The organism is Vibrio splendidus (assembly GCF_002873455.1).
GTDB classification, from domain to species: Bacteria; Pseudomonadota; Gammaproteobacteria; order Enterobacterales; family Vibrionaceae; genus Vibrio; species Vibrio splendidus_J.
In genome coordinates, this window is the sequence record NZ_MCUN01000013.1 from 58677 (window position 1) to 82970 (window position 24294).

Here is a 24294-nt window from a genome sequence, read left to right on the forward strand (position 1 = left end):
CTTTTCCTAATCTGACAGAAACACTATAGAACATCAGTTCTAAAACGTTTCTGTCCAATAATGAGTTAGCATCCGTTTCCTGATTTAAAAAAGCCTCGCATGCGAGGCCTTTGATTTTTCTATCTATCAGAAGAGATTAGTCGCGAAGTGCTGCGCCGAATTTCTCTGAGATTGAAGCTACGATAGCATCTACTGAACCAGCGATGTCTGCATCTTCAAGTGTGCGCTCTACAGACTGTAGGCTAAGTGCGATTGCTAGGCTCTTCTTACCTTCTTCAACGCCTTGACCAACGTATACGTCGAACAGTTTAGCGCCTGTTAGGAATTCGCCACCAGCTGCGATACACGCTTCTACGATGTCACCAGAAGCGACTGCTTCGTCAACAACTACTGCGATATCACGACGGTTTGCAGGGAACTTAGATACTGCTACTGCTTCTGGAAGCACGCGAGTGTTGATAGCTGCCCATTCGATTTCGAATACGATAGTACGGCCGTTAAGACCAAACTTACGCTCTAGTTCTGGGTGAACAGTACCAATGATACCCACTTCTTTGCCGTCTACTACGATAGCCGCAGTTTGACCTGGGTGAAGTGCTGGGTGCTTAGCAGATTTGAAGCTGTATGCGATTTCGTTTGCTGAAAGCTCAAGAACGGCTTCTAGGTCACCTTTAAGATCGAAGAAATCTACAGTGTTAGTTGCAATGTCCCAGTGCTCTTCGCCACGTGTACCAGAGATAACGCCCGCAAGCATCATTTCTTGGCGCATGCCGTTTTCAGCTGTTGCTTCAGGGATGAAACGTAGGCCTGATTCGAATAGACGAACGCGAGACTGTTGACGCTTCTGGTTGTGAACAACTGTATTTAGTAGACCTTGGATTAGGCCAAGACGCATTGCTGACATATCCGCAGAGATTGGGAATGGCAGGATTAGCGGCTCAACACCAGGTACAACAAGCTTTTGCTGTTCTGGTTCTACGAAGCTGTATGTGATTGCTTCGTGGTAGCCACGGTCTACAAGAAGGTCACGAACGCGCTTAAGCGGTTGGTTAGCTTCTTTGTGGTCATTCATTTTAAGTGCCGCTTTAGGCGCTTGGTTTGGAATGTTATCGTAACCGTAGATACGACCTACTTCTTCAATTAGGTCTTGCTCGATTGCGATATCAAAACGCCAAGATGGAGACGTTGCCGTCCAGCCAGCGTCTGTGCTTTCTGTATCTTCAACAACAGTAACGTTACAACCTAGGCGAGTAAGAATTTCCACTACGTCTGTAGATGGGATTTCGTGACCTAGTAGGCTGTCTAGCTTAGCGCGACGTAGAGCAACTACGTTTGCTTTAGGAAGTGAAGCTTCAGATTCGCTGCCGTTTACTGGCGCAACTTCACCACCGCAGATTTCAACTAGAAGCTGTGTTGCACGCTCCATTGCTGCTGCTTGAAGTGTTGAATCAACACCACGTTCGAAACGTAGAGAAGAATCAGTGTGAAGGCCGTAAGCACGTGCGCGACCACGGATGTGATCCGGTGCGAAGAATGCAGCTTCAAGAAGTACGTCTGTTGTTTCAGTAGTAACACCTGAATCTTGACCGCCAAAGATGCCAGCGATTGCTAGTGCTTTGTTTTGGTCTGCGATAACAAGTGTGTTGCTGTTTAGTTCAGCTTCGTTGCCATCTAGAAGTGTTAGCTTTTCGCCCTGCTCTGCTAGACGAACCACGATACCGCCTTCGATCTTAGCTAGATCAAATGCGTGCATTGGTTGGCCTTGCTCTAGCATCACGTAGTTTGTGATGTCTACAACTGGGTCGATTGAACGGATACCACAACGACGCAGTTTTTCTTGCATCCAGATTGGAGATTCTGCTTTCACGTTTACGTTCTTAACCACACGGCCAAGGTAACGTGGACAAGCATCCGTTGCTTTGATTTCAACAGATACTGTGTCTTCGATGCTTGTTGCAACAGCTTCAACTGTTGGCTCTGTAACGTCTGCGCGGTTTAGTACGCCAACTTCACGAGCAAGGCCACGGATGCTGAAGCAGTCTGCGCGGTTTGCTGTTAGGTCTACGTCGATAGTTACGTCGTTAAGCTCAAGAAGCTCACGAACGTCCATACCTAACGTTGTGCCTTCTGGCAGCTCAAGGATACCGTCAGACTCTACGTCGATACCTAGCTCAGAGAAAGAACAAAGCATGCCGTGCGATGGAACGCCACGTAGTTTTGCTTTCTTGATTTTGAAGTCACCAGGAAGTACTGCGCCAACTGTTGCTACTGCTACAGTTAGGCCAAGACGACAGTTAGATGCACCACAAACGATATCTAGCAGCTCTTCTTCGCCGATATCAATTTTAGTTACTTGTAGTTTGTCTGCGTCTGGGTGCTGACCGCACTCAACCACTTTACCTACTTTAACGCCGGTGAAAACACCCGCAACAGGTTCTACATCGTCAACTTCCAAACCAGCCATAGTGATTTGGTGAGCTAGCTCTTCGCTGTTAATTGCAGGTTTAACCCACTCGCGTAGCCAAGATTCACTGAATTTCATAGTTTTGACTGCCCCGGATTACTTGAATTGTTTAAGGAAACGAAGGTCGTTCTCGAAGAACGCACGAAGGTCATTTACGCCGTAACGAAGCATCGTTAGACGCTCTACACCCATACCGAATGCAAAACCAGAGTATTTCTCAGGGTCGATGCCAACAGAGCGAAGAACGTTAGGGTGAACCATGCCACAGCCTAGAACTTCTAGCCATTTGCCATCTTTACGTTTCACGTCAACTTCAGCTGAAGGCTCTGTGAACGGGAAGAATGAAGGACGGAAACGCACTTCAACTTCTTCTTCAAAGAAGTTACAAAGGAAATCGTTAAGAATGCCTTTAAGTTGTGCAAAGTTTACGTTCTCATCAACTAACATACCTTCCACTTGGTGGAACATTGGCGTGTGAGTTTGATCGTAGTCGTTACGGTAAACACGACCCGGAGCAATGAAGCGGAATGGCGGTTTGCCGTTTTCCATCGTACGGATTTGAACACCAGAAGTGTGCGTACGTAGCATTAGATCAGGGTTGAAGAAGAAAGTATCGTGATCAGTACGAGCTGGGTGATCGTCTGCGATGTTTAGTGCATCAAAGTTGTGGAATGCATCTTCGATCTCAGGGCCAGACTCAGTGCTAAAGCCAAGCTCACCAAAGAACTGTTCGATACGCTCAACTGTGCGAGTTACTGGGTGAAGACCACCGTTCTCAATGCGACGACCTGGTAGGCTCACATCGATAGTTTCTTCAGCTAGTTTCGCTTCAAGCTCTGCACGTTGTAGTGCGTCTTTGCGAGCTGCGATCGCTTGTTGAACAGCACCTTTCGCTTTGTTGATCTCTTGACCAGCAGTGCGACGCTCTTCAGGTGGAAGTTTACCTAGGCTTTGTAGTTGAAGAGTTAATTCACCCTTCTTACCTAAATACTGAACTCGCACTTCATCAAGTGCGACTAACGAATCTGCTGTATCAATAGCAGTCGTTGCATTAGCAATGATCTCTTCTAGATGTTGCATCATTTCCTCATCTACCAGTTGGTAGTGTCCGTATCGGATGATTAGTTTTTTTAGATAGCTACACATACTAATCAAACACGCTAACAATGCCAAATTGAATCGTTAAAAGAGCAAGTTATTGACTAAAAACACGGCAAATTTAACAGGATATTAATGAGGAGTAAGAAGAAGTGGAACAATTACTGGTTCCACTTCTTTATTTGGAGGCGAGCTAGGTTTTGGATTTAAAGCGGCTAGACTCTAGATTTAAAGTCGCTAGGTTCTAGATTTGAAGCGAGCGAAGCTCTAAAACTAAAGTGAACTGTGTTCTAAATCTGAAGTGAGTTATGTTCTAAATTAACAGCGAGCTACGTTCTAGACCTGACATGAACGGAGCTCTAAGTCTAAAGTGAACCGTGCTCTAAATCTGAATGGAACTGCTCTCTAGATTTTAAATGAACTGAGTTCGATATCTGAATAGAACAAACGCTGTTTTTACCTGCGTTTTTCGCTAAATAAACAGACTCATCGGCGGCTTTGACTAACTCGTTAATTGAACCTAATTCTTGGGTTAGTTCGGCCACACCGACACTAATGCTGCCATTCCAAACTTGATTGCCAGTTTCAACCTGCAATTCAGACACTTTCTGTCGAGTTGCTTCAGCGATATGCATACCACCTTGAAGATCGGTATTTGGACAAATAACCAAGAACTCATCGCCCCCTAATCTGCAAACAATATCGTCATTGCGAAACGTGTTTTTCAGTTCACGCGAGAGGGTTTGTAGCACCAAATCACCTGCATCATGCCCGCAAGTGTCATTGATGCGCTTGAAGTGGTCGGCATCAATCATAATGCACACTAAAGGCGTGCCAAATTCTTTGGAGTCTTGCCAATGTACCGCTAATTGTTTAAAGGCACAGCGACGGTTAGGCAAAGTGGTGAGTGAGTCTGTTAACGACAGCTCTTCGAGTTTCTTATTCGCTCGTTTTAATTCTGCCGTGCGCTCCTCGACTTTTTCTTCAAGTAACTGGTTGAACCGTAATAACTGTTTGTTGCGCTCAGAAACTTGTTCAAATAAGCCATTAAGAGCCGCTAACAAAGGGACGGTTGAAGAGTCTTTCTGCTTTTCTTCTGCTTCATACGCTTGTCGAGGTGTCGCACCCTCTTCTATCGCGGCCATTTGTCGCGCCATATTTTGGTCGATACCAAGGATGTGATAAGCAAGCCAATGGATGAGGAAATCCAATAGCTGACGCGCCGACGACTGATCATCTTCTAAAATGAATGCTTGCATGCTGTAGATATCTCGCATAAACATTCGATGAACTTTGATGTGTTCTTCAATATGCAAGCCGTACACATTGCGCGCTCTCATCAAAGACTCTTCTTCTTCAAAGTGAAACTCGGCATAACGTGTAAGTTCAATCAAAGCGACGTTAATGTCATCGATAGAGATCGTATTCTCCGACAACAGGTTTCCGTAGTGGTTAATAAAACCGACAAGGTATTGATGTTGGTCATCAACAACACCAATGCCGGTTTCAAAGTTCATATCCCAAGTGAAAGAATTCATAAATCCCTCAATGCCCATGCCACCCAGCACAATTTCATGCATATGTGGAGGCTATATGTGCTTAACAAATATAACCATTCTACCTGTGGGTCTATTCGATTGTTTACTCCTTTTTATAAAAAGACGACTTTCATCATTCTAAATAGAAATCATCTTAAATTTGAGACGTTTTACTCAACCAGAACGCCCAATAAACCGGCATTAACTTGTTGGAAATACCTAACTTTTTGGAAATGCTAAGTTGTTAGAAATGCTCACTCGTTGGAAATACTAAAAGTAATATTCCAACGCCATCTCAACAAAATCATCCTTACGCGCAAAGAACAACAAGTCTTCTGGGGTTTCGTTCTCAAACAACCACGCGTTTAATCGCCACTTGAGGTTGTTGTTAATACGGCTTGATGCTTCCAACTTTGCACTGTAGACATCGCTGTTATCTAAGTCTTGAGTGATGCCCGTGAGCACTTCGGTTCCGTCTTCATCGTTTAAGGCGAAACGCGCACCAAGAAACACATCGTTTTGGCCAACACTTTGCGCGTTGTTGCCACGGCTGTCATACAAGTATTCCGCAATAAAACCGATGTCCCAATACGACTCAAGCGCCCCAACCCACGTGTATTCAAAACCTGTCACAACGCCAGTGTGATTGTCGTAACTGTCGCGATAAATGCTTTCAAGCTTCCATAACCAATCACCAACAATGCCTTGCACATCAAGTCCGAAGTGCTGCATTTGCGCGTAATACGGTTTAAGTTGTGAGCCTTCAACACGGTAATAAGGGTCGCGATTGGTGCCACCTAAGTAACTTAAACCGACATCCCAGTCGCCGTACATTTGGCTATAGCGCAGTGCTACATCAACGTGCTTTTCTTCTCTCGAAGATTCGTAAAGCGCATCGTCTGAAACGGGTACGGGCGTTCTTAACCGACCGTCTTCCCCTGCAAAGGTGCGCTCTCGAAAATAAGGCAGTAACATAGCATCGATGGTTCCCCAGTCTTTGATGGACGTAAAGTGCAACATAGGCTGACCTAACTTAGATTCACCATCGACCGATTCAATGGCATCGGTTTGGTTGACAACATCGACCAAGTGCGCCGATTCGGTCACACCCCAGAACACTTTGCCAACACCTACGCGCAGTTCGTAATCGTCCCAATAATTGAGATACAGAGCTTCACGAACGTCACCATGAGTTCGCTCATCATCTTCGCTGTCTAGGCGATAAAATGGCGTAAAGGTAAAGCTGCCATTGCCCTCGTCTTGCTCCCAGTAAAACTCTGGTTGCAACACCAGTGAGGTCTGCCCTTTGCCCTGCCCTTGTAAGCCGTCGCTAAAGAACTGCCTGTGTTCAAGGTTTATCTGCCCTGCAAGTTCCGGGGTGAACTGTTCTAGTCGCGCTTGGCTAAACAGCTCTACTCGCTCTGAGCTAAAACCAGCCGCCACACAAGGCAACGACACCTGCATAAGCCCAACTGTCGCTGCCAAGGTTAAAGATAACTGCGTTCCTGTTAACACAATCCTTTTCATATTCTTGCCTTACTTTGCACGTTTAAGTGTGTTTTTTTGAAAATCCTTGTCCTTAAGACCGGTCTGGAACGCTAAATCTGTCGTGGTTAGAACCGTGCTCTTGCCTGTTTGGTGGTTTTGCATCGACATGGTGTGTGCACGCCAGTATTGGTTTAGGTATTGTTTGTAGTCTTGGAACGAGAGGGTTTTGAGCAATGCGCCTTTACGGTCGTAAAACTCCACTTGAACTGGGCGGTAATATTGTTGGTCTAGCCATACTTTTTGCATCGTATAACCTGAGTTTTTGTCAGTCGGCACTTGCTCTAAAACAAAGGTATCGACACCTTCGATTTTGGCGTCTTCAATGTAGTTGAAGGTGTACTTTTTCAGCTCAAACGAGCTTAGGTCTTCGTAAGCAAATTCACTGCCCATAAACGGGCCCGATTTATTGCGTGAAGAGATGCGTTTTACACGCTTTAATGCAGGCAGATACAGCCATTGGTCATCCGATTTAGAGATGTGTGAATGGTTTAAAAAAGCCGTACCTTTTACGTCGCGCGGCTCGTCAAAAATAGTCAGCCCTTTATCACCATCGTCATCCACTTCTAATGATTTCAATCGCATTAAGCGTGTGCTGCTTTCACCTTGTTTATTACGAAGTAGCATTTCCATGGTTGCGACTGAATCGCCCCAACCCATATCAACGGCTTTACGTTGTTCGGCAATCTCTAGGCCTTTCGCGGGGTCGGCCATCGCAGGGAAAGAAACGAATGCGCCAATGGTCATCAATGACGTTATTAGTGTTTTCTTTGCAATAGAGTGTTTAAAGCTTTTCATAATGATCTCCTTGAGTCAGCCCACCACAGTAGGCTGACGTTTCCTTATTTAGTTGAAGTAGACAGTTCGCCTGCGGGGCTAGATTGCGCTGTTTTAACTAGTTCGGCTTTAGATGGCTTTGATTCGTGCTGAGGTTTATCTGCATAGTGCGTCTGTTTATCGAAGATCATCAGTAAGCTTGGTAGCAGAACGAAGTCGACCACTAGCGCAATGAAAATCACAATCGCGCTGAGTAAGCCCATATCGGAATTGAGTCTAAAGCTCGACATTGCCAATACAGAGAAACCCGCCACTAACACAACCGTGGTAATCCACAATGCACGGCCAACAGTGTGGAAGGCGTACCGAACCGCTTCTTCCGCTGATTTCCCTTCTAATCGTGCACGTTGGTATTTACTCAAGAAGTGCACTGCATCATCGACCACGATACCCAGTGTAAGCGTGACCACGACTGACAAACCCAAGTTGATTTCACCGGAAATAAGCGCCCACAAACCAAAGCCGATAATTGCAGGAGCAATGTTGGGGACTAGGCTGATCATGCCTAAACGAACTGAGCGCAATGCAAAGATCATCAAGCCAGAGATAAGCACTAAGGTGATAGGCAAAGTCGACAGCATGCTCGCCATGTTGGTTTCGCCAATGTGAGCAAACATCAATGATGGGCTCGACGCGACCACTTCATATTGCGGCGCATTAGCGGCAAACCATGAGTAGATGCGCTCTTCGAGTTCAACCAATTCCACACTGCCTAGGTTGTCTACCGTAAGCACCATTTTGATCGATGACTTGTCGACGTTGATCTGGTTGTTCAAATCTAAGCCGTACGGCAAAGACATCTCGTAAAGCAGTAGGTATTGCGCGGCGAGTTCACGGTTAAGTGGCAGTTGGTAGTAGCTATCGTCGTCACCGTGCATGTTCTTGTTCAAACGCATGTAAACATCCGTCAGTGTCGCCACATGGTCGGTTTCAGGTTGAACGCGCAGCCAATCGGTAAAGTCACCAATCGCTTGCAAGAACACAGGATCAGCAATCGCTTGAGATTCGTTGGTTTTCACCGCGATGCTGATGGTCGTCATACCGCTTACAGTCTCTTCCATGAAGTCCGCTGCTTGTCTGAATTCGCTTGAGGTATCGAAATACTTCACCGATTCATCATTCACTTTGTTCAATGGAATTAACGCGGCAGCGCCAACAATCACTAAGGTAGAAATCGGCAGCAATGCTTTGCGGTTGGTCACCACAAAGTCGCCCAGTTTATCCATGAAGGTCACTTTGTTTTGTGCTGCTTCATTCGCTGGCAAGGTCTTCACCGGCAAGATTTTTAATAGCGCAGGAAGCATGGTCACGGATAGGAAACACGCGATGATCACACCCAATGCCGACAAGTTACCGAAGTCTCGCAATACGGGAGAGTCAGACATGTTCATCATCAAGAAGCCAATCGCGGTGGTGACAGAAGTAATCAAGATCGGCATCGCATTGAGCTTAATGCTGTATTGAATGGCTTGTGCTTTTTCCATGCCGCGCTGCATGGCTTGTCTCATGGTCACAATCACGTGAACACAATCGGCAACTGCAAGGGTTAATACCAAGGTTGGAACGTTAACCGTCGCGGTGCTGAGGAACATTCCTGCCCAACCAGACAAACCCATGGTCGCGACAATCGAAGAGATAATCACAACTAAGGTTGCCACCACACTAAAGAACGAACGAAGCATAAAGGTGAGGAACACCAACACCACTAGCAGCATCAACGGCACTAACGTTGAGCTGTCATCTTGAGCCGACATCATAAAGGCGTTGTTCATGGCAATGATGCCCGCCTTATGAAATTCGACATTCGGGTAATCGGCTTGGTACTTAGCGATCATGGTATTGATAGCCGCAATGACTTCTTGCACTTCCGCGGTTTTATCCACTTCAGGCAATTGCACCGTCACGTTAACAATGGTCACGTCGCCAGAGGCCGATACCAACGCATTCTTAAGCAGAGGTTCATTGAGGGCGGTCTGTTTTACTTTGGCAATTCGCTCTGGTGTGTGCTCGTATTCTTCGTACAACAAGTCTTCAACTAACAAGTCGTCTTCAACCGCTTCGGTATGCTGATAATTGGCAAGGGAATCGACACGGCTTGAGTACGGGATCTGCCACGCATCGACCGTGAGATTTTGAATTAAAGTGAGGGTTTCGGGAGTGAAGACATTGCCATCTTCAGGTGCAACAACAATCGCGAGGTTGTCGGTTTTTGCAAAGGTAGTTTGGATCTCGTCAAACGCCATCAACTGTTTGTTGGTGCCTTCGAAGAAGATGTTGTAATCCCCTCTAAAGTAGAGGTTCTTCGCACCAAAAGCAGAAAGCATGATGATTGAAAAAACCACCAGCAAAACGATAAACGAACGCTTGGTCGGTATTGAGTGCCAACTGTTATCTAGATTATGAGCCTGTTGAGCTGAGTTGGACGATTGGCTAGTTAAATCGGGGTTACTGGCTAAATTTGGCTTCTGGCTGTCATGTTTCATCACAGTCTCCATTTGTGACGATTCGTCATAGTTGTGTCTTAAAAAATCAGCCGAAGCTGACAAAAACACAATTCTTAGTCATTTATTTAAGAAAACCAAAATTGTTTTCGGTTAAACTCAAGTTTATGACGAATCGTCACCAATGGTTATTAATAAACCCACACGAGTGGGCTTAATGGAAGCTTATCGACCTACTGATTCTAAGTAAGCGACTTCTTCACTGAACAGTTCTTGTTCCACACGACGCCAAGTTTTACGGTAATCCCACTCGCTAGAAAGGGGTTGCCAACTCAGGCCATCTAGAATCATATTCGCGTTATGTAATACTGAATACGGGTCTTGTAACCGATTGATACAATGACTGTTTGATGCATTCTGTGACAAGGCATTTGAACCAAATGCGATTGACCAGTTTGCAAACACGATGGCATCTGAACCCACGCCAGAAGAGAATTTCAAATCACCCGCTTCGACCGCTTTATTTACCAGTACATCGGCTTGTTCAATGACAATTTCTTCCAGTTCATTCATTTCAGCTACGCGTACACTAGATGCTTTCTCTAGTACCCACGGGCTTTTTGCCATGATCGCACAGGTTGATAATACCGGCTCCATGCGAGCATAGATTCGATAAGCAACATGCAATGCAACGATCTTTTCACGCGTGTTACCTTCAAACTCTCCAGAGCGAGCGAACAACAGAGCCTCGGCCTTTAGAGAATGAATACACAACGCTAAAACCACATCTTCTTTGCTACAAAAGTGATTGTATATCGTACCTTTAGAATAAGAGCTTGCGGCCGTTAGCTTATCCATCGTGAGGTTTCCGAACCCTTGTTCTCGAACCAGATCTTTTGCTAACAACATCAATTCTACTTCTCGGTCTGCAATAGACTGCTGCTTTTTAGACAGACCGCCCTTACAACCAAAGATACTTTGTTTATCGCCTTTACAACCAAAGCCAAACATAATTTCTCAGTCCGTATTTTCGCTTAGCTATTACCTAAGCTGAGTCAGTATTTGAAACACTCCTATCCAATATATTAACACGAATAGTAAATTCATGTAGTTAACCATTTTGTGACGCTTCGTCATTTCTGACTTATCGTCATAATAGCGCAAATATTGATCATATCAAGGTGTTTTATAAATTAAATGCAACTTATGAATGAATGGATAGCTCTGTTGATAAATAGATAAGAAAATCATCATTCGTTATTAGAGAGAAGAGAAAAGAGAAAAGAGAAAAGAGACGTTTTCATGAAGACAACACGAAAGTTAAAAGCTCATTCTTAACGTTAATAGACCACGTTATTTTTAGGCCTTGGTGCATAATCAGACCCAAAAAATACAACCGCAAACCCCATATTTAGCCATCTTCTGACCTAGAATGAATGAGTGTAGGCTTACTTTTTGGGGCAGACCTCTCCTTATGGTCAATATTTGGCTTACTAATGTCGTTTTCTGTTAAGTTGCTATAAATTCGGTAAGGGGTGACTTACAATAGTGACAACGACTTACCTTTTTTGAGAACACGATATTGAGCGCCAAATATTCTTATTTAGCTTGGCAAGTGAATACTTCTAGCCCAGCAGAAAAGCTGGTTTTATTGATGCTTGCGGATGGTGCTGATGAATTCGGTTACACCAATGTATGCCTGCAAACGGCCGGTCAGCTTTGTGCTCTCTCTACATTTGGTTTAGCCGACTGTCTTAAGTGTTTAGTCGACCAAGGTTACCTCGATAAGGTGAAAGTAGACTATCGAGATAAGAAAGAGATCCACGTTTTCAAAATGCTCATTGAGCAAGAGCAAGCTACGGCGCACGTTGAGGTTCAACCGACCAACAGTATTCCGGTCTACTCTACTGCACCTGCACCTGCACCTAAGTTTCAGCCTGCTCCGGCACCAATCCAACACATGCCGCAAGCCCCTCGCCCACAAGGCCGAGGCTCAATGAACAGCAACACCGTCTCTACTCATGATCTCAACGAAGAAGAGATACCGTCATGGGCAGAACGTGCGTTTAAATTCTCCGGCTTGGCCGGTGACCATAGTTTAGTATGGAAGAAATTTGTCCTCTGGTATAAAGCCAAAGCCAATGAATTAATGCCATTATCTCGGATTGAATCCAAGCTGCAGTACTGGCTAGTTAACGAGAAGCAAAATGAAAGACAACAACAGCAGAAGACCTCTCAATATTCAGGAAATGCAGGACAAGCTCAAGGAAATGGGTATAGACAAAAGCTTAGCCCATCTGAACGCTTCAGGCAGCAGCTCATTCAAAAAGGCAAAAAGCCAACCTTCTGAGCCAGCTCAACCTGTTGTACCTGACGCTACCGTTCTGCCTAAAGATTCAGTAGTGCCTGACGTTATTGAAGCGCAAAGTACCGAAGTAAATGTAGCGGCTCCACAAGCTGCTGACTCTGGTGCGTCTCAACAAGTGCCTGTTGTTGATCAAGATCCAGCAGAGCTAGAGCTAACCGATTGGTGTGTTCATGTGTTTGGCTCTTTCTTAAGCGTGTATGAAACACAATGGGAATACCAATACGGTAGTGAGCCGAGCGGTAAGTTTATTGAATTCGCTAACTCTGTCGATTCAGACGGCCTAAACCGTGTGCTAATGCACTGTCATGAACGTATTCAACTTGGCAACAGTTGGCCGCCGCAAATGGGTGAGCTTTGGATCCTGAAAGATTCTTTAACTGAAGAAGAACTGTTGGATAGTCGTATTCGTGTGTTGTCGCGCACAGCGGTGAACAAGATTGAGAAGTGGTTAATCCAAAACAAACTGTATGACTTGAAGCGTACGGCTGAAAACAAGCTCGATGGCCTGTTCAAGAAGTATTACTTAGAAGCGAAACGCTTAGACGAGAAAGGCATGCTTGAAACCGAGTTGCCAGAATTCCTTCTTGCCGCTAACTCAGTGAAGAACTTGAACGACTTGAAACGCGAAGAGTATGAAAGCCAACACGGTAAAGCGATTAATCCAAGAATTCAGAAAATTCTAAACAGCAAAAAATAACGCTGCTCGCTCAACTTATACCGCTTAGGTCAGCAACATTACTATTCTATAGATACAAAAATGCCAGCTATCAAGCTGGCATTTTTTATGAATTCTTGCGAACTCTTTAACGACTAAACGACCATTATTTACGATCGCCTTACTGATTAATTACAGTAAGTGAATAGTTGCGTTTAGAGAGAAAACGCCTGCGTCGTCATCTTTCATTTTGAAGTTTTGGTAGCTAGCGCCTACAGATAGTGGACCAAAGATGAAGTATTCTGCGCCAACAGCAAACATTACGTCTACATCGTCTTGCTTAAAGTTATCGCCTTTCACTTCGTATGAGTGAAGACCACCTTTCGCGTATACGTGTAGAGGACCGAAATCGATGCTTGGTTTGATCGCTAGGTAAGCTGTGCTTATGTCAACACCTTGTTTAGCACGGTTACCGTAGCTAACGTTGTCGAAAGAACCTAGATCCCAGTAACCCGCTTCAACACCGATCAGTGGCAGGATACCTGTACCCACGTGGATGCCCATCGCATTTTCATCTTCACCAGCGAATGAGTTTTGACCACCCATTACACCGCCGTACAACCAAGAATCAGCCATTGCTGTTGAAGATGCACCTAGCAGTGCTAGTACCAATAACGTTTTTTTCATATTCGACCTTTTTCGTCCTAGTGGCAGGCCTTGCGTGGTAATAAATTGCCACCAAGTCGCCCTTTTTGTTGTAACTATTTAATTAGTATTGCAATAAGCAAGATTTATACCCAAACCTTGCTATTGCGTCTAGCTTTATTCCTTTAGCAAGCATCAATCGCGTTTTTAACACGCTTATCTGATACTGGGTAAGGCGTACCGAGCTGCTGTGCGAAGAAGCTTACACGAAGCTCTTCTATCATCCAACGCACCTCTTTTACATTTTCTGGAACCGCGACCCCTTTTGGAATTTTATTCAACAGTTCTTTGTAATCATTCATTACCGACTCAACTTTGATCATATGAAGACGATCTTTGTTCGGGTCAATCGGCAATTTTTCCATACGACGCTCAATGGCTTTCATATAGCGTAGAATATTTGGCAAGCGTTTCCACCCGCATTCTGTGGCAAACCCCTTAAAAATCAAACCTTCTACTTGAGCTTTGATATCTGAAAGCGCAAATGCCATTGAAAGGTCAACACGTCCCTTCAGCTTCTTACTGATGCTGAATGCCGTGGTTAAGATGGTTTCAACCTGTTGAGCAATCTCAACTACGCTGTCACCCAACTCTGCACGTACGTGTTCTTTCAGTGCTTCAAACTGCTCCGGCTCCCAAACCAAACCGCCCTTCTCTTCAATCAGCTTATCAATACCACAAGCGATGCAGTCATCGATCAAGTCGAGTACCTGACCGTATGGGTTGAAATACAAGCCAAGCTTAGATTTGTTCGGCAAGTTAGAGTGCAAGTATTTGATCGGCGATGGTACGTTCAGCAAGATTAAGCGACGCTGACCCGATTTCATTGCTGAGATCTGCTCTTGCTCGGTTTCGAACAATTTGATCTCTACGCTGTCTTTAGAATCCACCAACGCAGGGAAAGCTTTAACATCGTAACCGCCACGTTTCTGTTGGTAGACTTTAGGTAACTCACCAAAGCTCCACGTATGCAGGTTCTGCTGTTCGATATCATCGTCTGCCACTTTAGAAAGCGTTTCTTGAACCTTGTCTTTTAAGCTTTCTTTCAGCTCATGCAGATCTTTCTGTTCTTTCAGCTTACGCTTGCGATGATCTACGGCGCGGAATGTTACCTTTAAGTGCTCAGGGATCTGGTCTAACTTCCAGTCATCACGTACCACTTCTACACCCGTCATGCGGCGCAGCTCTTTCTCAAGAGAATCCAACAACGGTGCTTCGAGTGGTGTTACACGTGCCAAGAACGCATCGGCGTAGTTTGGCGCAGGCACAAAGTTACGGCGTAGCGTTTTAGGTAGTGACTTGATTAGGCTGATCACCAGTTCCTGACGTAGGCCAGGGATCTGCCAATCAAAACCGTTCTGGTCGATTTGGTTCAAGATAGGCAACGGGATATGTACCGTTACACCATCGTTGTCGTCGCCCGGCTCAAATTGGTAGCTCAGCTTCAGCTTGATCCCATTTTGGTGCCAGAAGTTCGGGTAATCCAAATCAGTCACATGGCTTGCATCACCTCGGAACAGCATCGACTTTTCGAAGTTAAGTAGCTCTGGTGTTTTCTGACTGGTTTTCTTCCACCATGTATCGAAGTGACGGCCTGACACGGCCTCTTCACCTACACGTTGGTCATAGAAATCAAACAGCTCATCATCATCGATCAAGATGTCACGACGACGCGATTTATGCTCTAGCTCTTCGACTTCTTGCAGTAGCTTACGGTTCTGTTTGAAGAAGGCATGCTTGGTTTCCCACTCACCTTCAACCAATGCGCTGCGTACAAATAACTCACGGCTGACCGTTGCGTCAATCGCACCGTAGTTCACTAAACGTTTCGGAATGATTGGGATTCCGTAAAGCATCACTTTTTCGTGTGCCATTACTGCCGCTTGTTTCTTAGACCAATGTGGTTCGCTGTAGCTGCGTTTAATCAGGTGTTTTGCTAGGGGTTCAATCCATTCAGGCTGAATCTTGGCGATAACACGACCCCAAAGTTTTGAGGTTTCTACCAGCTCAGCAGACATGATCCACTTAGGCTGCTTCTTAAATAGGCCAGACGCAGGGAAGATATGGAAGCGCGCATTACGAGCACCTTGATATTCATTCTTCTCTTGGTCTTTCATACCGATGTGCGAAAGCAAACCTGATAGCAATGACATATGAATGCCATCGTAGCTGCCCGGTTCTGTATTCAGCTTGGTATCCAATTCACGCATTGCTTGGTGAATTTGGAAGTACACATCTTGCCATTCACGGATACGTAAATAGTTCAGGTAATCTTGCTTACACTGTTTGCGGAATTGGTTACTCGACAGCTCTTTTTGTTGCTGCTTAACGTAATCCCAAAGGTTCACAAACGTGATGAAATCAGATTCTTTATCGAAGAAGCGCTTGTGCTTATCGTCAGACGATTGTTGCTTGTCTGATGGACGCTCACGCGGATCTTGAATCGACAATGCAGAAGCAATAACCATCACTTCGTGCAAGCAGCGGTTGCTTGGCGCTTCAATCACCATACGTGCTAAACGTGGGTCAATCGGCAACTTAGCCAGCTTACGGCCTATCGCGGTCAGCTTCTTCTTATCGTCGCCATGATTCTTGTTTTTATTCGCAGACGGTTCGACTGTCGCAATTGCACCGAGCTCTTCAAGCAACCTTACACCATCTTGAATGTTGCGCTTATCTGGCGCTTCAACAAATGGGAATGCTTGAATGTCGCCAAGGCCTAGCGCAGTCATCTGAAGGATAACGGATGCTAGGTTAGTACGAAGGATCTCAGGGTCAGTAAACTCTGGGCGTGATTCGAAATCTTCCTCAGAGTACAGACGAATACAGATACCTTCCGCAACACGACCACAACGACCTTTACGCTGGTTCGCACTCGCTTGAGATATTGGCTCAATCGGTAGGCGTTGTACTTTAGTACGGTAGCTGTAACGGCTAATACGTGCCGTACCCGGGTCGATGACATACTTGATGCCCGGAACCGTTAACGAGGTTTCTGCCACGTTAGTCGCCAGAACGATGCGTCGACCAGTATGAGACTGGAAGATTCGGTTCTGTTCACCCGCAGAAAGACGTGCGTAAAGCGGTACGATTTCGGTATCGCGTAAATTACGCTTACTTAGAGAATCGGCCGTGTCACGAATTTCACGCTCACCGTTCATGAAGATCAAGATATCGCCTTGCCCTTCATCACAAAGCTCATCTACCGCTTCAAATATACCTTCGATTTGGTCGCGGTCTGAATCACTTTCATCACCACCCAATGGGCGGTAACGCGTATCTACAGGGTACGTTCGACCTGATACTTCAATGATCGGTGCATTGTTAAAGTGCTTCGAGAAACGCTCTGGATCGATGGTTGCCGATGTAATAATAACTTTAAGATCAGGACGCTTTGGCAGAAGCTCTCTCAAGTAACCCATGATGAAATCGATGTTCAAGCTACGTTCGTGCGCTTCATCGATGATGATGGTGTCGTATTGACTTAAGAAACGGTCGTGCTGAATTTCCGCCAGTAAGATACCGTCGGTCATCAATTTGATTTGTGTTTTATCAGAAATTTGGTCGTTAAAACGAACTTTATAACCAACAAAATCGCCCAGCTGTGTTTCCATCTCTTCCGCGATGCGGTTGGCAACAGAACGCGCAGCAAGACGACGAGGCTGAGTGTGACCAATTAAGCCCATGCGGCCACGGCCAAGCTCAGAACAAATCTTGGGTAGCTGAGTCGTTTTACCCGAACCCGTTTCACCCGCCACGATAACCACTTGGTTTTCAGCAATGGCCTTCGCGATATCATCACGCTTTTGGCTAACTGGAAGAATCTCTGGGTATTCGATGGTTGGTTTGTGCGAGGCACGCTGATTTGCCGTCATCATTGACTTGGCAATGTCTAGCGCAATCTCATCAAAGACAGCATTCTTAGATTGTTCGTTCTTAATTTTACTTGCGCCAGCAATTCGCTTACTCAAACGGAAGCGATCGCGCATCATACATTCGTTGAGCGCTTTACGAAGAGAGGCTGGGCTATTTTGAGATGATTTTGTATGGGTTGCTGCTGAATGATCGGCAGGTGTAGCTTTTGGTTGATTAGTTTTTAGTTGATTAGCTTTTAATTGCTTAGCAGGTCGGTTCGATGCAGGCTTATTCGATTTCGCTTCGTTCTGTGGAGAACTTGGCTGTGCTGCATTCTTGTTGTTGTCTGCTTTTTCCGGAGACGAAGTCAAAGCGTGTCCTATTCTTGTACTTATTAAACTCGCGCGATTATATCACAAGTCTCAAACAAAAAAGCCTGACAGCAAAGGGAAAAGCCTTTGCTATCAGGCTGATTAATCTCGCTAACACTCGCGGGAGCTATAGAAGCGAGGTCAAATGTAAGTCGTACTTAGTAAACTCTGGCTTAAAGCTAACATTAAAAACTGCGCTTAGAACTCATATTGGAAGTAAACCGTGTTGTAGTTGCTGCCGCCTTTGATACGCCCGAACTGGGATGCGTTTTCAAAGATCGCAGAACGGTGATGCAATGAGTAGCCGAACCACAAGTTGTTCAAGTCATTCTTACCAATCAAGTCGCCAACGTTCACATCGAATGAGAAGTCTAAGTAGTTCAACAGATGGCTTGCTGTGTAACCTTTGCGGTCCATCTCAGATCCTTCGATATAGGTAATCGAATCGATGTAAGACATACCTTCTGCCACACCTACACGCCACTGAGTTGGCCAATCAAAGGTGTAGTACGCTTTGATTGCGATGATGTATTCAGTACTGCTTGATTGAACGTCTGAACTCCAATGGTGCGCGATACCGGGCGTTAGATAGATGTCTAATGGGAAGCCGAATACTTCATCCGTTAACGGGTGGCCATAGAAGAATGAGGTCAACTGGTTGTTGTATTCGTCTTTCTCGGCGTTGAACTTCATGATGTCGCCAATGTTTGATGGCGTTGCCCAACCATGCGCTACTCGCAAGTAAGGTGCATTACTCAGCTTAGGTTTTGGTGCTTTCTCTTTATCGTTAAAGAAACCAAAGCCAAGGTATAACTCACCTTGATAACGGTCTTCAACCACTGACGAATCGTACGCGTTATCATCTAATCGAGTGACACTGGTTGAACCCAATAAGTATAAGTTCGAAACCACGTGGTAACGCGCTTCAACGCCGACATTCAGATCAACACCGGCACCAATCGACTCGCCTACCGAAGAATAGTACTCACTGTTGAAGTCGGCACTTTTGTAACGCAAAGTGGCACTTGGAGAAAACTCCCAATCTCCGGTTTCATACTTCGCTTTTGCACGTAAGTTACCGTGGAAGTTGTATTCACTGTCACTCATAATTTCAGTTTCGACGGCCCATTGCTCATCAAGTTGATAAGTAAATTGAGCACCGAAATCGGCGGTATCACCTTCAATGGCGTTTTGCTCTGAAGCTGGAATATCAATAAAACGCATACGAGAAATAGCGTTCAGTGACCACTTTTCATCATCGGCTTGATAGAGGTATGCGCCCATTTCTGTGCCATCAATGAACACGTAATCGTTCTTGAAAAATAGCATAGGAACAAAAGAGCCAACCGTTTGATCCCCACCTGATGTGCCGTAGGGAATACTCGCGGTGCGGAACATTGCAGCAATGCCCCACTCTTGCTCTTCAGCAGCCCAAACCACGCTATTACCTAAAAAAGCGTTACTTAATAAAACAGCTCCATACGAAATGAGCTTCGGTGAAAATTTGTGCTTCATTCTTGTGTAATTACTCTTTGTAATAATTTTTGTGTTACTGAATAGACATTTATTGGCCATGCCAGCCAACTAGTTTTAGGTTTGATCGACATTGACCGTTACAATGAAGAATATTCTCGGTTAAATGAAAGTATTGTGAAAGTCTCAGAATTACAAAACATTATAGACCACTTACCCCAAGATTCCGATCCTGATATTGTCATGGGTGAGGCGTGGTTGCCCGAACGTTTAGTGAATACCAACCTAGACGGCGACATGCTATTCCTTGAGTTCGATAATGCCCCTGAAGACAATCAAGGGGATGAAGAAGGCCGTGGTTTTGTTGAACACGAAATAGCTATGATTCGTGAAAAACTGGAGCAGGTGTTAGACGACACATCCGATACTAAGACGAAAGCAGATGCCCTACTGGCAATATTTCTAATGGGCCATGAACTTTCTAGCTCGGAAGTTATCGAAGTTCTTGAAATGACAGAGCTTGAATCAACGGAACCTGAAATGACAGGATTTGAGGCTAAGGAGTCTGACATAGCAAAGCTTGAAGCATCAGAACTTGAAATAACAGAACTCAAAGCCACAGAGCCTGAAACGAATGAACTCGAAACAAAAGAACTCCACGACGACTAGCCACCAACGATTTTAGGTACCGTATTGAAACCCTCTACGACATCATCTCTCCCCTTGTTACTCGCCGGACCCATTTTAAGAAAAACCACCGCTACTGAAGTGGTACTTTGGTTAGCCACCAGCTCGCCCCTTGTTGGCAGGGCTAATATTTATATTCGAGAAACAGGCTTTTCTAACGAAAAAGATCTTTCTGACGCAGAGCAAGATAAACCGTTTTATACCTCATCGCTTGAAGATCATGACTCTATTCAAGTCGGTACACATGCTTGGGTGACACTCATCCGCTTACAAGGTGAGTTTCCGACCAACACGCCCCTTGAATATGATATTCACACAGAGTCAGGCTCACTGATAACTCAGGCTCCTCATCTTGTTTACAACGGTAAATCTCGTGTTGAGTTTAAGATATCGACATCGGCTGATTATATTCTGCATGGCTCTTGCCGTAATCCGCATCATCCAAGCAAAGACAGTTTAGTCGCAGCCGATAACAAGGTTGCCGATCAAACTGTCCCAGAAAGACCGGATATGCTGATGATGAGCGGCGACCAGATCTACGCTGACCATGTGGCAGGCCCGACACTCGATGCTATCCAACAAGTGATTCAACGGCTTGGCCTAGTGGGTGAAAGCCTACCTACCGATTCACAAATTAACCAAATCAACAGCAGTGACGCGCTTTATAGCAGCGAATATCACTTATATCAGCGTCATCATTACTTGCCGCACCACTCGACTTCAGAATCCATGCTCGATAAGTTCTTTCCGAGTCGTGGCGTGCCGATTTTTAGCTCTACCGATTGTGAAAACCACTTGGTCACGCTGTCTGAGTTTATCGCGATGTACCTGTTAGTTTGGTCTCCGACACTATGGCAATGTATCAATCGAGATCGTTTAATTGAGAATAACTTCACTCAAGGTGGACGCCAACTTACACCGACCGAACAGCAACAGTGGCGCGATGAAAGCGTTATCATTGATGATTTCATCGCTGGCCTACCGCAAGTGCACCGCCTATTCGCTCATATTCCAACGTACATGATCTTCGATGATCATGATGTCACTGATGATTGGAACCTGACTGTGGGTTGGGAACATGCCGTCGACCAAAACCAGTTCGCCACTCAAGTCATAGGTAACGGTCTTGCTGCGTACTGGATGTGCCAAGGCTGGGGCAACAAACCGGAAAGCTTCAACGAAACGTTCATCGAGCAAGCAAGACAGCTTTTTGTTGTTCAAAGGCATGCTGTTCAACAAACGCGCCTTGATAAGCAAACGCATCTTGATAAACAAACGCGTCTTGAGAAACAAACGAATGATGTCAAACAAACGCATAATGTTGAACAAACGCATAATGTTGAACAAACGCATAATGAAACTGGCGATACCCATACGACTCACTCTGTTGGCAACATCGAACCAAACAAGCATCAAGCCTTCATTGAGATGCTAAGCCGCTTTGAAGAGTGGCATTACACAATAGATACCTCACCCAAAGTTATTGTGTTGGATACCCGAACGCGTCGCTGGCGCTCTGAGTCTCGCATGAATAAACCTTCAGGCTTGATGGACTGGGAAGCCTTAATTGAATTTCAACATCAATTGCTGCATCAAGAAAAAGTGGTGATTGTTTCTGCTGCGCCTATGTTTGGCGTAAAGTTTATCGAAACACTGCAAAAGATGGCGACCACAATTGGTAAGCCATTAGTGATTGACGCTGAAAACTGGATGGCGCATCCGGGCAGTGCCAATACGTTAATCAGTATCTTTACCCATACAAAAACACCGACCAATTTTGTGGTACTTTCTGGTGACGTTCACTACTCCTTTGCTTACGACATAAAACTTAGGTATCGCCGCAACAGTCCGAATATCTATCAGATCACCTGCAGTGGCATTAAAAATCAGTTCCCTGCTCCGCTGCTTAAATTCTGCGATGTATGGGACCGACTGTTATACAGCCCTCGCTCAATCTTGAACTATTTTACCAAGCGTAAGCGCTTGAAAATCGAGAAGCGTAGCCCTGACAACCAAACCTTCTATCGCCTTTCAAACCGCAGTGCGATTGGTGAATTGAGGTTAGATAATGAGGGTAAACCGCAATCGATCACGACACTCAGTGGTGACGGTAAAATTACACGCTTTCCTGAACCTGGCTAAGAAAGTGCGCCTTATCGCTCGCGTATCCGTAATGTCAGTTTTAAGTAAAGACGCTTGCGATCACACTCTGTAGACCCAATAGTTATACTTATAGTTATCAGCGCTAAGCAACCCGATACAAATTTTAACTGGAGCTCGTTATGTTCAATTCTCTCACGTCAATGTTTAAACAATTGATTGAAGGCCAGGACCTAAGCAAAAACCAAGGCACATCACCTAATATCGCAATCGCGAGTTTGTTGTGTGAAGTTGCAGGCGCCGACCATCAGATCAATGAATCAGAAAGAGTTGCCAAGCTTCAGCTTATTCAACGTTTGCTAGATTTAGATGAACAACAAGCGAAGACGCTACTAGAACAAGCCGAACCCAAAGTTGAGCAATCAGTCTCGCTGTATGACTTTACATCTCAACTTAGAGATCTCTCTCAGCCAGTGCGAATCGACTTAATCAAAGCGATGTGGGAAGTGGCGCACGCAGACGGTGAAATTGACCCTATCGAAGACTCTGTGATCCGTAAAACAGCGGAACTTCTCTACGTTGACCACAGTGATTTTATTAAGACTAAGCTAAACGTCCTCGGTAAAAGCTAACCAAGGGCTTTCTAATCGTGTTAATAGCCGCTAATCGTGTCAATGGCCGCCAATAGTGCAAACGAGCTCTACTAGGCCGATAAGTATCGATTAAAATGGGCGGTAACTATCAGCGTAATCGATCGCCATGCATGATGCCTTTGAGCTCTAACGGCGTGCCCTTTTTGGTGACATAAAGGCCGCGCTGATTTGATACCAACACACTACGCTTGCCTTGCGTTTGTTGAATGTATAAATGCTTGATATTGAAAGTTTGTTTATCTTGGGCCTGATCTTGGTCCAATTGATAAAAGTAGTAATGATTACCCCAGCGCAAGAACACACCAAACATTTGCTTGGTTTGAGCGATATTCCCATCGATGTCGTATCCAATGTACTGCATTTTAACGCGACCATTTTCCAATCGAAGTGAGATTTTCTCCCAACCTACCATCGGATACTCTGCTTCGAATTTATAGGTGCTTTTGGTTGCGAGCCCAGAGATTAAGCCTACATTTATAATCACAAAAAGCGTTGATAAAATAGGCATCCAAAACTTACGATTCATACTGGTTATCCTCGCTCATCGTCATTGTCGTCATCACAAGAGAGCGACTTAAACTGATGGCTCATCTCTTTCCAGCGCCCGTTGATCAAAGCAACGGCTTGAATGTTCTGACACCCTACTCCGATGCGATGTAGGTAAAGCGAATCAACACCGAGTTCTGACACGGTGTTTAACTCGGTTAAGAGCGCTCGATCAAAATTCAAATTGTCGTGATAAACATCCATACCGTGATAGCTAGTCTTATCCATAAAAAACGCAAACTGATAAAACAGCAGGATAAGAAACACACTGGCTACGATCCCAGCGATACGAGATTGGTGACGAGTGATCAAGTGCTTCGTTTTAGACTGACGTGATTGCGGGTCCTGTAGCTTTGATTGCCCAGCTTGTCGGTTCATGCCTGAAGGTTTGAATGGTGGCGCTGATGTCAATTCATCGACGATGGCACCTTTCTCTGAAACGATGATGTTTTTCTCTGAAACGATAGCGACTTTATCTGAAACAATGTCGGCTTCCTTTGAAACAATAGCGGCTTTATCTGAAAATGCCGCTCCAACATGCGCTTCAACGGTAGGTGTTGGCATCGATAAATAACTACCTACCTGTTTCAAGCCGTTGAAGCTGTACCCTTCCTTCTGAACCGTTAAGATTTTGCAATCACACTCAAACGAATTTAATGCAGTACGAATGTTCTTAACCGCGACATTAAGTGAACTGCCCGTCACAACTCTGCCCGGCCAGCAATGTTCAAGTAAAAAGTCTCGACCAACGGCCTTTGGGCTATTTTTCACTAGATGTTCTAGGATCAGGCTTTCTGAGGGGGATAAAGCAACTCGCTTGCCAGATTCCGAATCAATGAGCGAATTATTGATCAGTTCGACACCCGAAGCATCTAAAGTGATTTTTTCATGGCTATTGGCGTTCATTTCGGCGAGGTGTTCATAAATAAAAAGGTCATCAAAAAGGTGTTTGTTTGGT

General features: G+C 45.1%; 17 protein-coding genes. 5 read left to right on the forward strand and 12 right to left on the reverse strand.

Going from position 1 to position 24294, the window contains the following annotated elements; all coding sequences use genetic code 11:
* Positions 1 to 136 precede the first annotated feature (136 nt).
* From pheT to BCU75_RS13065, 7 genes are all read right to left on the reverse strand, one after another.
* On the reverse strand, positions 137 to 2542 hold the full coding sequence (gene pheT / locus BCU75_RS13030; protein ID WP_102474112.1) for a phenylalanine--tRNA ligase subunit beta: 2406 nt from the start codon (positions 2540 to 2542) through the stop codon (positions 137 to 139).
* Positions 2543 to 2560: 18 nt separating this feature from the next.
* Complete coding sequence (gene pheS, locus BCU75_RS13035; RefSeq protein ID WP_004734764.1) at positions 2561 to 3544, reverse strand: phenylalanine--tRNA ligase subunit alpha; 984 nt, start codon at positions 3542 to 3544, stop codon at positions 2561 to 2563.
* 383 nt (positions 3545 to 3927) lie between these two features.
* Positions 3928 to 5100: a GGDEF domain-containing protein gene (locus BCU75_RS13040; protein ID WP_102474270.1), complete on the reverse strand. Its 1173-nt coding sequence runs from the start codon at positions 5098 to 5100 to the stop codon at positions 3928 to 3930.
* A gap of 270 nt (positions 5101 to 5370) precedes the next feature.
* On the reverse strand, positions 5371 to 6627 hold the full coding sequence (locus BCU75_RS13050) for a hypothetical protein (protein WP_102474114.1): 1257 nt from the start codon (positions 6625 to 6627) through the stop codon (positions 5371 to 5373).
* A gap of 9 nt (positions 6628 to 6636) precedes the next feature.
* A complete protein-coding gene (locus BCU75_RS13055; RefSeq protein WP_102474115.1) occupies positions 6637 to 7443 on the reverse strand; it encodes an outer membrane lipoprotein-sorting protein in 807 nt (268 codons plus the stop codon).
* Positions 7444 to 7487: 44 nt separating this feature from the next.
* On the reverse strand, positions 7488 to 10028 hold the full coding sequence (locus BCU75_RS13060) for an efflux RND transporter permease subunit (RefSeq protein ID WP_102474116.1): 2541 nt from the start codon (positions 10026 to 10028) through the stop codon (positions 7488 to 7490).
* 120 nt (positions 10029 to 10148) lie between these two features.
* Entirely contained in the window at positions 10149 to 10934 is a 786-nt protein-coding gene (locus tag BCU75_RS13065) for a TetR/AcrR family transcriptional regulator (RefSeq protein WP_076677595.1), read from the reverse strand.
* 571 nt (positions 10935 to 11505) lie between these two features.
* On the opposite strand from BCU75_RS13065, the gene BCU75_RS13070 reads away from it, so the two are divergent.
* Both BCU75_RS13070 and BCU75_RS13075 read left to right on the forward strand, forming a co-directional pair.
* The gene (locus BCU75_RS13070) at positions 11506 to 12273 is read left to right on the forward strand and encodes a hypothetical protein (RefSeq protein WP_102474117.1); all 768 of its coding nucleotides are present in this window, start codon (positions 11506 to 11508) and stop codon (positions 12271 to 12273) included.
* Complete coding sequence (locus BCU75_RS13075) at positions 12194 to 12988, forward strand: hypothetical protein (protein WP_076677599.1); 795 nt, start codon at positions 12194 to 12196, stop codon at positions 12986 to 12988. The genes BCU75_RS13070 and BCU75_RS13075 overlap by 80 nt, the downstream gene beginning before the upstream one ends.
* 150 nt (positions 12989 to 13138) lie before the next feature.
* Here the strand turns inward: BCU75_RS13075 and BCU75_RS13080 are convergent, their stop codons facing one another.
* From BCU75_RS13080 to BCU75_RS13090, 3 genes are all read right to left on the reverse strand, one after another.
* Positions 13139 to 13633, reverse strand: coding sequence for an outer membrane beta-barrel protein (locus BCU75_RS13080; RefSeq protein ID WP_102474118.1), 495 nt, complete (start codon positions 13631 to 13633; stop codon positions 13139 to 13141).
* A 143-nt stretch (positions 13634 to 13776) separates the two neighbouring features.
* Positions 13777 to 17877: an ATP-dependent RNA helicase HrpA gene (hrpA, locus tag BCU75_RS13085; RefSeq protein ID WP_102474119.1), complete on the reverse strand. Its 4101-nt coding sequence runs from the start codon at positions 17875 to 17877 to the stop codon at positions 13777 to 13779.
* Positions 17878 to 18075: 198 nt separating this feature from the next.
* Positions 18076 to 19392 carry a MipA/OmpV family protein gene (locus BCU75_RS13090; protein ID WP_102474120.1) on the reverse strand — a complete coding sequence of 439 codons (1317 nt, stop codon included), beginning with the start codon at positions 19390 to 19392 and terminating at the stop codon, positions 18076 to 18078.
* A gap of 81 nt (positions 19393 to 19473) precedes the next feature.
* Between BCU75_RS13090 and BCU75_RS13095 the strand changes: the two genes are divergently transcribed.
* The 3 genes from BCU75_RS13095 (at position 19474) to BCU75_RS13105 (ending at position 22769) form a co-directional block, all read left to right on the forward strand.
* Entirely contained in the window at positions 19474 to 20019 is a 546-nt protein-coding gene (locus tag BCU75_RS13095) for a hypothetical protein (protein WP_102474121.1), read from the forward strand.
* Positions 20020 to 20043: 24 nt separating this feature from the next.
* Positions 20044 to 22179 carry an alkaline phosphatase D family protein gene (locus tag BCU75_RS13100; RefSeq protein ID WP_102474122.1) on the forward strand — a complete coding sequence of 712 codons (2136 nt, stop codon included), beginning with the start codon at positions 20044 to 20046 and terminating at the stop codon, positions 22177 to 22179.
* Between the two features lie 140 nt (positions 22180 to 22319).
* Positions 22320 to 22769 (forward strand): TerB family tellurite resistance protein, encoded by a 450-nt coding sequence (locus BCU75_RS13105; RefSeq protein ID WP_076677609.1) that lies wholly within the window; start codon positions 22320 to 22322, stop codon positions 22767 to 22769.
* Between the two features lie 109 nt (positions 22770 to 22878).
* Here BCU75_RS13105 and BCU75_RS13110 read toward each other — a convergent pair whose 3' ends face one another.
* Both BCU75_RS13110 and BCU75_RS13115 read right to left on the reverse strand, forming a co-directional pair.
* Entirely contained in the window at positions 22879 to 23316 is a 438-nt protein-coding gene (locus BCU75_RS13110; RefSeq protein ID WP_102464262.1) for a hypothetical protein, read from the reverse strand.
* Between the two features lie 5 nt (positions 23317 to 23321).
* Positions 23322 to 24107, reverse strand: coding sequence for a winged helix-turn-helix domain-containing protein (locus BCU75_RS13115; RefSeq protein ID WP_372201883.1), 786 nt, complete (start codon positions 24105 to 24107; stop codon positions 23322 to 23324).
* Positions 24108 to 24294: the final 187 nt, after the last annotated feature.